The 15,436-nt window shown below is 68.6% G+C and carries 7 protein-coding genes and 3 pseudogenes; 5 read left to right on the forward strand and 5 right to left on the reverse strand.

Going from position 1 to position 15,436, the window contains the following annotated elements; genetic code table 11:
- Positions 1–451: 451 nt before the first annotated feature.
- From NEH16_RS30945 to NEH16_RS30955, 3 genes are all read left to right on the forward strand, one after another.
- Positions 452–1,933 carry a sugar porter family MFS transporter gene (locus NEH16_RS30945; RefSeq protein ID WP_265546407.1) on the forward strand — a complete coding sequence of 494 codons (1,482 nt, stop codon included), beginning with the start codon at positions 452–454 and terminating at the stop codon, positions 1,931–1,933.
- The gene (zwf, locus tag NEH16_RS30950; RefSeq protein ID WP_265546408.1) at positions 1,930–3,360 is read left to right on the forward strand and encodes a glucose-6-phosphate dehydrogenase; all 1,431 of its coding nucleotides are present in this window, start codon (positions 1,930–1,932) and stop codon (positions 3,358–3,360) included. The genes NEH16_RS30945 and zwf overlap by 4 nt, the downstream gene beginning before the upstream one ends.
- A 103-nt stretch (positions 3,361–3,463) precedes the next feature.
- Positions 3,464–4,513, forward strand: coding sequence for an FUSC family protein (locus tag NEH16_RS30955; RefSeq protein WP_265546410.1), 1,050 nt, complete (start codon positions 3,464–3,466; stop codon positions 4,511–4,513).
- A gap of 836 nt (positions 4,514–5,349) precedes the next feature.
- Here NEH16_RS30955 and NEH16_RS30960 read toward each other — a convergent pair.
- Positions 5,350–6,240: a serine hydrolase gene (locus NEH16_RS30960; RefSeq protein ID WP_265546412.1), complete on the reverse strand. Its 891-nt coding sequence runs from the start codon at positions 6,238–6,240 to the stop codon at positions 5,350–5,352.
- The gene (locus tag NEH16_RS30965) at positions 6,237–7,196 is read right to left on the reverse strand and encodes a LysR family transcriptional regulator (protein ID WP_265546414.1); all 960 of its coding nucleotides are present in this window, start codon (positions 7,194–7,196) and stop codon (positions 6,237–6,239) included. Before NEH16_RS30965 ends, NEH16_RS30960 begins: the two co-directional genes overlap by 4 nt.
- 85 nt (positions 7,197–7,281) lie before the next feature.
- Here NEH16_RS30965 and NEH16_RS30970 point away from each other — a divergent pair.
- Positions 7,282–8,886, forward strand: a pseudogene (locus NEH16_RS30970) (penicillin-binding transpeptidase domain-containing protein).
- 136 nt (positions 8,887–9,022) lie between these two features.
- Complete coding sequence (locus tag NEH16_RS30975) at positions 9,023–10,171, forward strand: hypothetical protein (protein ID WP_265546416.1); 1,149 nt, start codon at positions 9,023–9,025, stop codon at positions 10,169–10,171.
- 163 nt (positions 10,172–10,334) lie between these two features.
- On the opposite strand, the pseudogene NEH16_RS30980 reads toward NEH16_RS30975, so the two are convergent.
- From NEH16_RS30980 to aspT (NEH16_RS30990), 3 genes and pseudogenes are all read right to left on the reverse strand, one after another.
- Positions 10,335–11,997, reverse strand: a pseudogene (locus tag NEH16_RS30980) (bifunctional aspartate transaminase/aspartate 4-decarboxylase).
- 18 nt (positions 11,998–12,015) lie between these two features.
- A pseudogene (gene aspT, locus NEH16_RS30985) lies at positions 12,016–13,718 on the reverse strand (aspartate-alanine antiporter).
- On the reverse strand, positions 13,715–15,394 hold the full coding sequence (gene aspT / locus NEH16_RS30990; protein ID WP_265546418.1) for an aspartate-alanine antiporter: 1,680 nt from the start codon (positions 15,392–15,394) through the stop codon (positions 13,715–13,717). The pseudogene aspT (NEH16_RS30985) and the gene aspT (NEH16_RS30990) overlap by 4 nt, the downstream one beginning before the upstream one ends.
- Between the last annotated feature and the right edge of the window lie 42 nt (positions 15,395–15,436).

Consider the following 15,436-nt stretch of genomic DNA (forward strand, 5'->3'; position numbering starts at 1 on the left):
GAAGGGTGGTGGGCGTGGAAGCTCCGTGCTGCCCGCAGCCTTCCCCGGCCGACGGCCCGTGGCCACCAGCGCTACGCCGCACGGGGCAACGCGGGAAGCCGCGGATCCTGGAGGACGCGTAGGCACGGCGGCAGCCGCCTGTACCCGCAGAGGGCACCCGGACGACCGGGTGCACCACGGGAGCGATCCCGGCCGGCAGACCCGGTACGGCCACGGGCGGGACGACCAGCAGCGCCGCCTCGGCGCTCGCCGTCCCTCCCACCACCCACGAGGCCGGCGAGCCGGGAGCCCGGCTCCTCCTCGCGCACCCCCCGCACCGCCGACGGCCCTCCGGATCCACGCCACCCGCCGTTCAGGTTTCCCGTCTTCACCCGGTTGCCCTCCTGGATGTCGGTCCTTTCCCCGGGCGGTGACGATGGCGGAATCGGCCGTCGACAGATGAGGGCATCGCATGGTTCAGGGATTCTCCAGAGAGCCGGGAACCCACAGTCCGCTGACGCAGGTCGGCCCGGAGGGGATCCGGAAGATCACTCTCTGGGCGACCGCGATCGCGCTGGGCGGGTTCCTGTTCGGTTTCGATACGGGCGTGGTCTCCGGTGCGCTGCTGTACATCAAGAAGGATTTCCACCTCAGTTCCTTCGAGCAGGGCAGCGTGGTCAGCGTCCTGCTCATCGGCGCCGTCATCGGTGCCACCTCGGCGGGCGGCTTCGCCGACCGGGTCGGCCGGCGCAAGGCACTGGGCCTGATCGGCCTGGTGTTCGTCGTCGGTACGGTGATCGCCTCGCTGTCCAACGGCTACCCGATGCTCATGGCCGGCCGGGTCGTCCTCGGCCTCTCCGTCGGTGCCGCGTCAGCGACCGTGCCCGTCTACCTCTCGGAGATCGCCCCGACCCGCATCCGGGGCCGGCTGCTCACGATGAACCAGCTGATGATCACGGTCGGCATCCTCGTGGCGTACCTCGTCAACCTCGCCTTCGCGAGCAGCGAGCGGTGGCGGGCGATGTTCGCGGTCGGCCTGGTCCCCGCCGTCCTGATGATCGCGGCCACCCTGTGGCTGCTGCCGGAGTCGCCGCAGTGGCTCGTCACCCACGGCCGCGAGGACGTGGCCCGCAAGGGGATCGCCGCGCTGACCGACGAGGAGACGGCGGACGAACTGCTCCGGCGGGCCCGCGAGCGTGTGGACGCGGAACGCGAGAAGCAGCGGCGCAGGGAGGCTGAGGGCGGCGGGGGCTCCCGGCGGCTGTTCGCGCCCGATGTGCGGCCCGCGCTGGTCGTCGGGCTCACCCTGGCGGCCGTCCAGCAGTTCGCGGGGATCAACACGATCATCTACTACGCGCCGACCATCATCCAGCAGACCGGCCTCAACGCCTCGAACTCGATCTTCTACTCGGTGTTCATCGGTCTGATCAACCTGGTCATGACCCTGGTGGCGATCAAGCTGGTGGACCGGGCGGGGCGCCGCCCGATGGTCCTGGTCTCGCTCGGCCTGATGGCGGTGTCCATCTTCATGCTGGGCCTCGCCTTCGTCGTGGACATGGGATCGGTGCTCACCCTGACGTTCATGGTGATCTACATCGCCTCCTTCGCCGGCGGTCTCGGCCCCGTCTTCTGGACGCTGATCGGTGAGATCTTCCCGCCGTCCGTCCGGGCAGAGGGGTCGAGCCTGTCCACCGCCGTCAACTGGATCTCCAATTTCCTCGTGAGCCTCGCCTTCCTGCCCCTCGCCGGGCTCATCGGCCAGGGCGAGACCTTCTGGATCTTCGCCGCGATCTGCGTGCTCGCGTTCCTGTTCGTCAGCCGCTACCTGCCGGAGACGCGGGGCCGGGACGCCGGGCAGATCCAGGAGGCCCTCGACACCCGCTTCAAGCACGCCCCGGCCCGCCCGGGCGACTCCGGGCACAGCTCCGCACCGCAGAAAGGACGCTCGCGATGAGCGACACCATCCTCGGCCCCGACGACCTCGAACCGGCTGACGCGCTCGTGCTCTTCGGCATCACCGGAGACCTCGCCAAGAAGATGCTGATGCCCGCCCTGTACCGGCTCACCGAGGACGGCAGGCTTACCGTGCCCGTCATCGGCGTGGCCGCGGGCGACTGGAACGACGATGCGCTGCGCGGACACGCCCGGGAGGCCATCGCCGCCGCCGTCCCCGACTTCGACCAGCAGGTCTTCGACCGTCTCGCGGCGAACCTCTCCATCGTGACCGGCGACTTCACCGATCCCGGCACCTTCGCCCGGCTGCGCGAGGCCGTCGCCGGATACGGCTTCGTCACCCACTACCTGGCGATCCCGCCGACCCTGTTCACCACCGTGGCCCGCGCCCTGGGCGACGCCGGACTCAACCGCCGCTCCCGCCTCGTGGTCGAGAAGCCCTTCGGGCACGACGAGGAGTCCGCGCGCGAGCTCCAGAAAGAACTGAGCGCCTTCTTCGACGACCACCACCTGCTGCGGGTGGACCACTTCCTGGGCAACAGCGCGGTGGAGAGCTTGATGGTCGCCCGCTTCGCCAACACTCTCCTCGCCCCGATCTGGCACCGCTCGTACGTGGACAACGTGCAGATCACCCTCGCCGAGGACTTCGACGTCGCCGACCGGGGCTCGTTCTACGACGCCGTGGGCTGCCTGCGCGATGTCGTCCAGAACCACCTGCTCCAGGTGCTGGCCTTCCTGGCCATGGACCCGCCCAACGTCTCCAACGCCCGCGCCCAGGGCCTCGAGAAGTGGCGGGTGCTGCGCGCCGTCCGCACCCTGGATCCCGAGGCCACCGTGCGCGGCCAGTACGAGGGCTACCTGGACGTCGAGGGTGTCGCCCCCGGCTCCACCACCGAGACGTACTTCGCGACCCGGCTCTTCATCGACAACTGGCGCTGGGCCGGAGTCCCCTTCTACCTGCGCAGCGGCAAGGCGCTCCCGGTGACCGCCACCGAGGTGATCGTCCAGCTCCGCACCCCGCCGCTGGAACTGTTCGGCAGCGGCGCCGCCGAGACCCCGCCCAACCTCATCCGCTTCCGCATCGACGGCGACACCGGCATCCGAGCCGATCTCATGCTGCGCAAACCCGAGGACGGGGTCGAGCAGCCGGTCACCGTGCCCATCGGCGTCGACTTCGCGACGGTACTCGGACGGCAGGAGCTGCCATACGAGAACATCCTGCGCGGTGCCGTCGTGGGCGACCCGGAGGCCTTCGCCTTCTACCCGACGATCCTGGAGTGCTGGCGGATCGTCGCCTCCGTCCTCGACCCGTCCCAGCCGCCCGTGCCGTACGCACCCGGCTCCTGGGGCCCCGAACCGGCGGACCGGCTCCCCGAGCTGAAGTACTGGCACCAGCCGGGGCGGCGGCTCTTCGAGGACGTCGTCTGACGGCCGTGCGACCGGCCCCGGCGGGGTGCCCGGGAAGCCCGCCATGATCCCCCGTGCCTCCGACGCCGGTCGGAAAGGCCGGGCTGCGAGCCTCCTGAGGCGGGTGCGCGACAACCTGTGGCCGATGCTCCAGCAGGCCGTGGCCGCCGCGCTGTCCTGGTGGATCGCGGACGACCTCATCGACCACCACGTCCCGCTGTTCGCCCCGATCGCCACCCTGGTGGCCCTCAACACCCCGCTCGGTGGGCGTGGCAGCAACACCGTCCGGGTTCTGGTCGGAGTCATCACGGGCGTCGTCGTCGGGGACCTGGCCTACGCGCTCCTCGGCCACGGCACCGCCGCCTTCGGCCTGGCCGTGTTCGCCGCGCTCCTGATCACCCTGGTGTTGGACGGCGAGCGCATCACCATGGCCCAAGCCGCCGTGGGCGCCGTCATCTGCGTCGCCGCCGGGCGGCAGGCCGGGACGAACCGGGTCCTGGACGCGCTCGTCGGCGGCGCGGTGGCCCTGGTCTTCAGCCAGCTCCTCTTCCCCGTACACCCGGTCTCCCTGCTCAGGCGGGCCGAGTCCACCACCCTGTCCGGTCTGGCCGACGCCCTGGAGTTCACCGCCCGCGAGCTGGACGCCCCCGAGGAGGAGCGGACCGCCCGCACCTGGGAGGAGGTGCGCACGGTGTACAGCCTGCTCGACGACCTGGGCCGGGCCCGGGCCGACAGCCTCAGCGTCGCCGCCCGCACCCTCCACCGCCGCAGGGACCGGCAGCCGCTCTCCCGCGAGATGGCCGACGCCCTCCACCTGGACCTGCTCGGCAACAGCTGCTTCACCCTCGTCCGCCGCGCGCTGTCCCTGGACGCCGCGTGTCAGCGCGAGTTCGCCCCCGTACTGCGTGACCTGTCGGGCGCCCTGGCCTCCTTCGCGGCGGCCCCGGGCAGCCGGCCGGTGCGCCGTCACGCGACGCGCTGGGCGCTCGGAGTCGTCCGCAACGCCCCGGACGCCGGACCCGCGCCCGCCGTCGCGATGTGGGAGAACGTACGGCTGGTGGTGCAGGACGTCCTGATCTCCGCGGGTGCCGACACGAAAGCGGCCGAACGCGCCGTCCGCGAGGGCGCCGAGGAGGTGCAGCTGCCAGAACCCCCGCGCGGACGCCGGCCCTAGGGGTGTCCACGAAGCCCCTGGCCGCCCGCCAGGGGGTCGGTCAGGACCAGGAGGTCGACCAGGACGGCGCTGACGACGTGGTCGGCGTGCGGCCGGATGGCGAGTGGCCCGCCGCGCCCGTCCGGCTGAGCGGGAGGCGCGCAGCCATTGGGTGACCAGGGCCGGGCGCATGACGACGTAGGCGAGGACGAGCATGCCGCCCATCTGGACGATGGTCAGCACTCGGTGCGCCGTACAGCCCGCCGGCCCCTGTGAGCCTCGTCCCACGCGTACGGGGCTGAGCGTATGGACGACGAAGCCCCCGGGGCGCTCTTGGCGGGGTGTCCGGTGGCCCGCCGGTATGAGTGCAGGACGGCGAACTCGGTGTCAACGGTGGCCGCATCCGTTCCCCGGCAGGCCCCGGCACGCTTCAGCTGTTGCTGCCTGAGGAAACCCTGATGGTCAGCCGCGACGGAACAGGCGGCGCGTGTGTGCTTGCGGCGTGTCGTCAGTGGGAGGCGGGAGGTACTCCTGGACGTGCACCTGCTCGGCCGTGGTGATCCGGGCAAGCGTCGGACTGTAAGCGACGGGGGCGCGCACTTCGACCAGCCACGATCCGCCGGAGACCCGGAACACACTACGCGGCCAGACCAGCGCCTGGGCGATGACGACCCTCTTCCCGTCGAAGTGATGGCGGGGCCTTCGTGCAGTTTGCACCCAAGGCTCATCGCCTCGCTGACACGGTGGCGGAAAGCGGCATAGTCCGGCCCGGCCAAGAGTCCGCAGTGTGACACAGGCAGGCGTTGGAGCTGCGCAGTTTTGTGACCTGAAGGCGTCGTTCACCAGTGACGTGGCGTTCAGGACGTGTGCGCTGTTCCCTTCCCCCGCAGCGTGTCGACGGCGATGCGGGCAGCGATGCCGATCACGGCGTCGGCCGCGGGAACGATCGCAGCTGTGCTGGCGGTCCGGGTGAATACGGCGATTGCGTAACGGCCGCCGTCGGGGTACTGGACGACGCCGACCTCGCCGCGCAGCGTCGGTAGCGATCCCGTTTTGCCCGCGACGTGCACATCGTCGAAGGGGAACCCGGAGGCGAGGCGGTGTGGCCAGACTTGAAGTCCCATAAGACGGCGCATGGAAGCGCAGTGATCGGGGGTGCAGGCCGTGTCACGCCAGATCGTGGCGAGCAGTTGGGTCAGCTCGCGAGGGGTGCTGCGGTTGGACTGCGCCGGGTCGAGAGCCCGGAGCCTGGCGATGACCTGTGGATCGGCGAGCGCCTGCGCGCCGCCTGGGCCGGCGTCCTCCTTGACGCTGGCCATCATCGCTCCGAAGGAGTGAAGAGCATGGGTGCGGGTGAGGCCGAGGCGTGCTGTCGTACGGTTCACGGCTTCCAACCCGACGCGCCGCAGGATGACGTCGGCTGAGGCGTTGTCGCTGACGGCCATCATCAGATACGCCAGGTCGCGCAGGGAGAGGCGGGCGGTGTCCGCCATGGCCGCGAGTCCCGTCGGCCCCGAGGCGCGCCCGTCCGGCGGACAGTCGACCTGCTCGGTGAGGTCGATGTCGCCGGCCGCTGCCCGCTCATGCAGGGCGATGAGCAAGGGCAGCTTATGGACGCTGGCGGTGCTTACCAACTGGCTTCCCTGGTAGTCGACTTCGGTACCGGAGTCGATGTCCCGGGCGTGCATCCAGCCGTTCACTCCTGCGTCGGTGAAAGCCGCGCGGAGTTGGGTGAGGGTGTCGGTCATAGCCAGTACTCCGCTGCGGGGCGCAGATGTGTCGTGCGGGCAGGGGCGTCGGGGCGGGCGTCAGCTGTCGTCCGCAGGGCATGCTCAGCAGCGTCGGCGAACGCGCGCACGGCAGCGTCGCCGTGCCCGTGAGGCCACGCGATGGAATGGCGCCAGGCCAGCGGAGCACCGGCGAGGGGCCGCCACACGAGCCCGGGGCCGGTGGTGTCGCCCCATGCGTCGCGTGGGGCGAACGCAACGGCCGAGGCCGAGAGGACCAGGCCGCGTACGAAGCTGTCGCCCCGGCCGTGCCGTATCGCGGGCGGTGTGTAACCGCCGCGCGCGCAGGTTGTCAGCACGTCATCGTAGAGCGCGGGGGAGACTGCCCGCGGGAACAGCACGAGTTCGTGGCCGTTGAGCGAGGCCAGGGTCACCTCCCTGTGCTCTGTTGCGGGTGCGTTGCCAGGGAGCAGGACGCCGAGGTCGCGCCGCAGTACGGGGCCGAGTTCGAGGCCTGTCACGTCGCAGGGATGGTGCACCAGCCCGACGTCCAGTTCCTGCGCGGCAAACCGGTCGAGTTGCTCACCTGTCGACAGCTCCTGCAGCTCCAGCTCCACCGTCGCGCAATTCTCCTGGAAGGCATCCATCAGGGCGGCGACGGTGGCGCTCGCGATGTCGGCAGGCAGTGCCGCGCGCAGCAGTCCGCTCTCTCCGCCCCGGATCCGGCGGGCCGCGGCACGCAGGGTCGCAGCCCGGGTGAGGAGTGCACGCGCTTCCGGCAGCAGCAGCATTCCGGCCTTCGTGAGGGCGACCTGGCGGCTGGTGCGGTCGAACAAACGCACCTCCAGCTCTCGCTCCAAGCGCTGAATGCGCTGTGACAAGGGCGGCTGGGCCATGTGCAGGCGTACCGCCGCACGGCCGAAGTGTGACTCTTCTGCAACAGCTACAAAGCATTCCAGGTGCCGGATCAGGTCCACGACCAGCGACCATATCAAAAGTCTATGAATTCTGAATCCATATCGGTCTTGGACATGAAGGGGCGCCGCTTGGTCTCCTCACGGCATGACACACACTTCCGGGCGACGCAGAACCTCACGCTCCCCGCTCAAGGTAACCGCCGCCGCGGCAGCGACCCTCGCTCTCACCGCAGGCGGTGCGTACGCCGCGAAGATCGGTCCCTTCGACAACGGCCCGAATGCCTTGGACCCGGCCGCCGCTGCCCAGGCGCGCGCCTTTCTCTCCGACTAGTCGCGCGGCCGTTACGACGCCGCGGCAGGGCGGACCACCAGCCCCGCCCGGGCTGGGGAGGTGCTCCGCAGTTTCACCGAGGGCCTCGACATCGACAGCCCCCGTCTCACCGCTGCTACCGCTGAGCGCGCGGACGACGGCGTGGTGAGCGTCCCTTTCACCGCGAAGATGCCGGTGAAAGCCCTCGGCACCTGGACGTACACCTCACGCGTACGCCTGCGGGAAGAGAAGGGAACATGGAAGGTCGACTGGTCCCTTGGGCTCGTTCACCCACACCTGAGCGACCAGGCTAAGTTCCGTCTGGAGCGTGAGGAAACCAGTACGCCGGACGTCGCAGACAGGCACGGGAAGACCCTTACGGGTGACACCTACCCGTCATTGCAGCCACTGCTGACGCAGATCGCGGGTGGGGACGGCGGGCCGCGAGGGAAGATTCGGCTGATCGACCGGGTCACCGGGCAGACGAAGCGCACGGAGATCACGTTCGGGCGAAAAGAAGCCCCGGCATCGGCCCGGACCACTCTGGACGCCACCTGGCAGGCAGCCGCTGACCGAGCTCTTGGCGCCGATGCCGACGGCAAGAACGCTTCGCTAGTAGCTCTGCGCGTCGACAACGGCGAGATCCTCGCCATGGCCAACTCACCCGCCACCGGTTTCAACCGCGCCGCCTCAGGCACCTATGCGCCCGGCTCCACCTGGAAGATCGTGACGAGCAGCGCACTGCTGCTGAAGAACGCTGTCACCCCGCAAACGATTGTGGACTGCCCCAAACACCTCATCGTGGGCAAGGAGTTCCACAACGTCGAGACGTCGGAGTTCCACGGCGCGACCTTCCAGAAAGACTTCATGGAGTCCTGCAACACGGCCTTCATCAGCCTGCGCGACAAACTCGGCGACGCCGAAACGGGCGACGTCGCGCGCAAGTACTTCGGTGTCGGCCAGGAATGGCACGTAGGCATCCCTTCGTACGACGGATCGGTGCCGGTACCGAAGGACGAGACAGAGAAGGCGGCTGCCATGATCGGACAGGGCCGCATCCAGGCCAACCCCCTCATCATGGCCTCGGTCACCGCGACTGCGGCCTCCGGCCACTTCCACCAGCCGACGATCCGTCCCGACACGGACGACCGGACCACCACCACCGCACTACCGCGGACCGTGGTGAACCAGTTGCAGACGATGATGCGTGCCACCGTAACGGGCGGAACCGCGCATATCCTGGCCGATCTGCCCGGCACGATCGGCGCGAAGACCGGAACCGCCGAGGTTGCCGAGGACGAGGAGAACAACGGCTGGCTGGTAGCCCGGCGCGGCAATGTCGCGGTGGCCTGCGTGGTCGAGCAAGGTGTCACGGGCGGCGGCTCGGCCGGACCCATCCTTCACCGCCTTCTGGCAGCGGTACCCGACGACCCGTCTTGAGCCATCTCTACCCACCGAGCCAGGGGAGACGCGGGGAGACGCGCGGAACGACTGCCTCACAGAGCCTCCTCCTCGCACCCGTACCACCGCCTCAGCCACAACCCGCATCAACGCGCACCGCAGGGGGAGTCAGACGATGACCGGTTTCCGAGCGCTCGGACCGGCCCTTTTCGGAGGGCTGGTGTTGGCCGGCCTCCTCTACTGGGCGGGGTCGACCACACACGTACTCAGCCTGCCTGGAGCAACGAACTTCCTGGGCCCTGACCAGGCGAACCGACTCAAGGCGTGGACGACGCCCTGGTCGACGGAGGTGCCGTCCTCACCCCAGTTCACCTACCCGGCCGGGGCCAGTGGCCATGGCGCGGACTACGTGGCACTGCGGGAGACCGCGATGCGCGTACGCTACGCCGCGCTCATCCTCATCTTCTCCGGTGGCGCGGCCCCGCTGCTGCGCCGACTCTCCGGCCGTACTGTCCTGCACACCATCGCCCGCACGACGGCCCTATGGGGCTGGGGAATCACCGCAGCCATGCTCGCCGTCACCGTCTCTGCCCCCTGGGCCGCAGCATCCGGCGGATCGGCAACCCACCAGCTCCTGCCCACCCTCGCGAGCACGATGTCTCAAGGCCGCGACCTCCCTCTCGTCGCCGCTCTGGCGGCAGCAGCCGCGACTACAGGCGTCACGGCCTTGCTGAGCCGTGAGCCCGTCTCAACACCTCGTCCGCCCACGTCAATCCCGACATCAACAGCACGGCTCGCAGCAACGCTGGGTACCGCAGTGATCCTCTTCGCCCTCATCGTGCCCTCGAACCAGAAAGTGGCCGCCTACATCCAGACCGGTTTCACCGGTAACGGCCGGCTGTCCGAGCCCGGCGACCTGTTGCGGCAATGGCTCCAGCTCAGCGCCTGGACCACACCCACCGGGCCCACGCTCGGGCGCTGGCTGCTCTACCGGCTCGGTGAGGTAGTCCTTGTCGCAACCGTCTGGTGGGCACTGCGACTCCTCCCGACCCTGTTCGACCACGTCACCGCTCCCGCCTACGCTCTCGGCGCCGCCGCCGCCACCACGCTCGGGGCGGAGGCGAATGACATGTGGCACTCGCTGCTCACCTACCAGACCGTCACAGGCGGACCGCTTCTCTACTACATATCCACAGGCTCCGGCGCATCGGCGGCACTCGTCTTCGGCTCCCTCGCCGGCTGTGCAAGCACCGTCGCCGTACGTCGGCACATCCGCGCACAATCGCCGCCCCCGGCGGAGCCGCAGAGTCGGCCGGTCTCCTGACAGACCAGAAGAGAACGGGTGTGCTGCTCCAAGGCGGTGCGCCAGCACCCGCGTGCGACGTTCTACGAGGAAGAGGTGGCAGTTGGTCGGAGGCCGGTAGCCCCGTTGCGGGGCCACCGAAGGCAATGGGGGAAGCCGGTGACCAGGTAGGACCGAGAACCTGTTAGGCGGGGCGTGTTCCGGCGTTGCGCCACTCCTGTGCGTACTCGTCGAAGATGGCCCTCAGATGGTGGCCGATCTTCAGGTAGTCCAGGTCGTCGAGGTTGGCCAGGGAGACGCGGACCGACCACTGCGGGCCGTCGAAGCCGCCGCCGTTCAGCAGCACCACGGAGGTCTGCTCGGCCAGCCGGAACAGCGGGTCCACCGGCTCGTAGTTGGCCTCCAGATAGTCGGCGAACTCTTTGCCCAGGGTGCGTTCGGCCTCCGCCAGCAGGTCCAGCTCGATGTAAGTACGCGGCCCGCTTCGGGTCTTGCGAGATCTTCATGTGCGCGCCTTCGAGCAGCAGTTGGAGGCGCTGCTGCACGATGGAGCGGATGCGGGTCTTGTACTGCTGGCCCTCGTTCAGCATGTTGAACAGTGAGAACAGGGTCATCATCACCTGCTGTGGCAGTGACAGGCCGGCCGTGTGGTTGAGTGCCACCTGCCGGGAGTCCGCTACCAGCCGGTCGATGAATCGCATCCGCTCCGGTTCCAGGGAGAGCGACCCGTATCGCTTGGCCAGTCGGGCCTTCTGCTCGGCGCTCTGCTCGGTCAGCATCGCGTCGATGACGTTGTCGTCGTGCAGTCCGATGACGCCGAGCCGCCAGCCGGTGGCGCCGTAGTGCTTGGAGTAGGAGTAGACGAGCAGGGAGTTGCGCGGCAGTTCGGCGGCGAGTGAGCGGAAGCCCTCGACGAAGGTGCCGTAGACGTCGTCCGTCACGATGATGAGGTTCGGGTTCTGTTCGGCCACGATCTGCGTGATCTGCTCGGTGACACGGGAGGAGAGGGCGAGGGAAGGGGGGTTGCTCGGGTTGACGCAGCAGACCATCCGGACAGCGGGGTCGGCCAGTTTGGCGACTTCCTCCGGCGGGTACCGCCACTGCCGAACGCCGGTTTCGGTGAACAGGTTCGCTTCGACGTGCACGACGTCGAAGCCGTACGTGTCCAGTTCCGGAATCTCCAGATACGGTGTGAACAGCGGCACCATGAGCGCGATGCGGTCGCCCCGGTGCAGGATGCCGTTCTTCAAGAGCGAGTCGAAGATGTAGCACATCGCGGCGGTGCCGCCCTCGGTCGCGAAGAGGCTCAGGTGTTGCCCCTCCGGCGGCCGGTGGTCGAACATCTCGTCGGCCACGTATCCCCGTACGATCTGCTCGGCGTGCGGCAGGAAGCGCCCCGGTACGGGGTAGTTGTCACCGATCGAGGAATCCGCCAGCTCGTGCACGAAGGCGTCAGGCACGAAGCCGAACCGCTCGATGGCCAGATCGAGGCACGCCTTCAGCAGCTCGATGCCGGGCAGTTCGGGGTGCGTACGGACGAAGCGGGCGAAGCGTTCGGCGCATCCGGCCTCCTCGGGCATCCCACCCAAGTTGTCGGCCGTCCAGACCCGGCGGGATTCCTCGAGCGCGAAGTAGCCGAGTGCGTGGTAGGCCTCGCGAGGACCGGTCGCGACCCAGTTCGGGTTCCCGCGGCCGGCGTTCAGCATCACCCGGGTCGTCTTGTCCTTCTGGCCCGGCTTGTCGCCCTGCTCGGCCTGGGCGATGCTGATGAACTTGTCTTTCAGCTCGAACGGGCTGAGCTGTGCGTACGACCTGATCTCGGCGCGGCTGAGGGCGTCCTTGGGCATGGCTGGTCTCCCGCTGCTTCAGTGGTTGAGGATGACGATGACGGCGCCCCACACGGTCAGCAGCACGTTGCCGACGGCGTACGGGATCGTGTAACCCAGGGTCGGAACCTGCGACTTGGATGCCTCGTTGACGGCTCCGATCGCGGCCGTGGTTGTCTGGCCGCCGGCCAGTACCCCCATCAGGACCGGGAACCTGATCTTCTGGACGTAGTGACCCACAAGGAAGCCGATCACCAGGGGACTACGGTGGCAACCGCCCCCAAAAGCAGGAGTCCCCAGCCCGCCGAGGACAGCCCGTCGGTGAAGCCGGGACCGGCGTTGATACCGACCACGGCGACGAACACACAGAGCCCCAGGGTGTCCATGAACCACTGAGCGCCCGGCGGGACGTTGCCATATGTGGGGTACTTGCCCCGGATCCAGCCGAAGACCAGACCCATGATGAGCCCGCCGCCCGAGGTGGACAGGGAGATCGGCACCCCACCTGCTGTCAGTGCCGGGATGCCGATGCAGCCACCGATGAAGATGCCGAGTCCGACCCAGACCATGTCGGTCGCGAAACTGGTGGGGACGGGCTTGCCGATCTCCGCCCCCGCCGGCCCGACCAGTCGCTCGGGGCCAGTCAGCACGAGGGTGTCTCCGCGCTCCACCGGGGTGGAAAGCCGGAAGGGGAAGGCGGCGCCTGCCCGGTACAGACGGTCGATGTAGACCCCGGCCATGAACGGCTGGCGGCGAAGCTCCGACACGGTCAGGCCCAGCACGGCCTTCTCAGCAACGACCACATGCAGCGTCTCGGTCCGGTATCCGAGCAGCGCCACGTCGTCCGCCTCCGGCCCGACGTGCGTGCGGGCATCGAAGTCGACCAAGTCGTGCCGTAGCGCGCTCACCGCCACAACATCGCCCTGCCGCAGAACCAAGCCTTGCTCATGGGACAGCAGCTCGCCCTCCCGCCGAACGCGCGTGATGTACACGCGCCTGCCGAGAGCTCGCTGCTGTGCCTCGAAGTCCGCGATGCTGCGCCCGGCCAGACCGGGGTGCTCGACCCGATACGCGCGCAGCACCGTCTCGTAGTAGCCCTGGCCGGCATCCGGGTCTTCGTCCGGGGCGTCGAGCTCGGCGGCCAGCTCCGCGCTTTCCCCGGCCAGGTCCCGTCGATAGAGCCGGGGGAGTACGTTGGCCAGCAGCATCGCGCACAGGATCGTGCCCAGCGGATAGGTGACCGCGTAACCGACCGCAACGAGATTCTGCTCCGACTTCACCTGCGCGGTTGAGAGTCCGGGCAGCGTGCCGATGGCGTCCTGAGCGACACCGATGGCCGCTGACTGGGTGAGTGCCCCGCTCATCAGGCCGGCACCGAGGCCGGGCCCATAGCCGAGGACCACCGCGAAGAGCCATGAGATCAGAAGCCCGCTGACACAGACTACGACGGCGTTGACCACCTGCGGCAGCCCGTCCTTGCGCAGCCCCTGGAAGAACTGCGGGCCCACGCGGTAGCCGAGTGCGAACAGGAACATGATGAAGAAAAGGTCCTTCACCGTGCCGTCGATTTGCACGCCAAGCCGTGCGCCCAGGACAAGCCCGGCGATCAGACAGCCCGTCACAGAACCAAGCGCGATCGCCCGGTAGCGGATCCTTCCGAGCAGAAAACCCAGCGCCACCACCAGGAAGACCAGCAGCTCGGGGTGGGGCTGGAAGATGTTGCGGTTCAGGAAGTCGGTCATCCGGCCCCCAGTACGCCGACCAGGATCGGCCCGGTGAGGGGCAGCAGGAAATTCGAGAGCGCGTAGGTGATCGTGTAGCCGAGCAGCGGTACGGAACTCTGCGCCACCTGGGTGATCGAGGTGATCGCGGGCGTCGAGCACTGCTGACCCGCGATGGCGCCGATCAGCGTCGGCTTCTCGATGTGCAGCAGCTTGCGACCGACGACCAGGGAGATGGTCGCCGGGATCAGGACCATGGCGATCCCGGCGAAGGGCAGCAGCGCGCCGTACTCCTTCAGCAGCGGCCATGCCTGCGGCCCCGCGGTCAGTCCGGTACAGGCGATGAAGACGGCCAGGCCCAGATCCTTGAGCGTATTGGCGGCCTGCGGGGGAAAAGCGCCGAAGGTCTGCTTCCGGGACCGGAACCAGCCGAAGAGCAGGCCCGATACCAGGCAGCCGCCGCCGGTGCCGAGTGACATCGGGATGTCGCCGAAGTGGACGACGATCTGGCCGAGCAGCGAGCCCGCCACGATGCCGAGGCCGAGATAGATGAAGTCCGTCGCATCGTTCTTCACGACCGCGCCGATTTTCGCGACCAACCTGTCCAGGCCCGATCGCGCGCCGACCAGGGTGAGGACGTCGCCGCGCTGCACCGTGGTCTCGGCGGAGGCAGGCAGATGCTGGTCGTTGCGCAGGACATCGGTGACGTACACACCGTCCTGGAGAAATTCCGGGTGGTCCTGCTCCATCCGGGCGATGGAGGAGCCTGCGGTCGCCTTCTCGGTCACAGCGACCTGCCGGGTGGCCAGCGGCACGTCGAGGCCGGGTACCGACGGCGTCTCCGGACCGATCTCGCGTCCGGCCTCGATGATCCGGGATCGCCGGCCGACCAGCTGGACGAGGTCGCTCAGGGTCAGCTGCAGATCGGGCGAGGGCTTCAACAGCGCACTGCCCCGCTTGACGCCCTCGACAGTGACCCGGCCGGACCGGACGGCCTTGAGCTCCCCGATCCGCAGCCCGTCGGCCAGGGTCACCAGGTAGGTGCGGCCGACGGTGCTGGGCAGCGCCTCGCGCTCGTCGGACTCCAGTCCGCGGACGCCGCCGCGCATGTTCTCCCAGAGCTCGCGTGAGGCATCCGCGAGGTTGATGCGCATCAGCATCGGCATGATCTGACTGGTGTACAGCACGATCGTGACCAGGCCGAAGAGGTAGCAGACGGTGTAAGCGGTGGCGACGTGCCCCTGATACTGAGTGACCTGGGCGGATGTCAGCCCATTCAGCTTGCCGATGGCCTCGGTAGCCGTACCGACCACAGCGGATTCGGTCGCCGCTCCGGCCAGAATGCCCGACGCGGTTCCCACATCGAGGTCGAACGCCTTGGCGAGCCCGAAGGCGATACCGAGCACACAAACCAGCTCGATCAGGCAGAGCACGAGAAAGCGGAGGCTTCTCCGATTGAGGTTGGCGAAGAACTGCGGACCGGCCAGGTAGCCGAGCGAGAAGATGAACAGCGCGAAGAACACCGTCTTGACGTCGTCGTCCACGGTGACGTGGCGAGTGCCGATCAGCAGGGACACGATCAGCGTTCCGCAGATCCCGCCCAGCGTGATGGGGCCGACGCGGAGCTTGCCTACGAGATACCCGAGAGCGAGGCAGAGGAAGAGCGCGAGTTCGGGATGGTCGCGCACGATACCCATCCGGCTCTCACCGGCCCGTGGAAGAATAAATGGTCATTTCGC

The organism is Streptomyces drozdowiczii, assembly GCF_026167665.1.
Taxonomy (GTDB): Bacteria; Actinomycetota; Actinomycetes; order Streptomycetales; family Streptomycetaceae; genus Streptomyces; species Streptomyces drozdowiczii_A.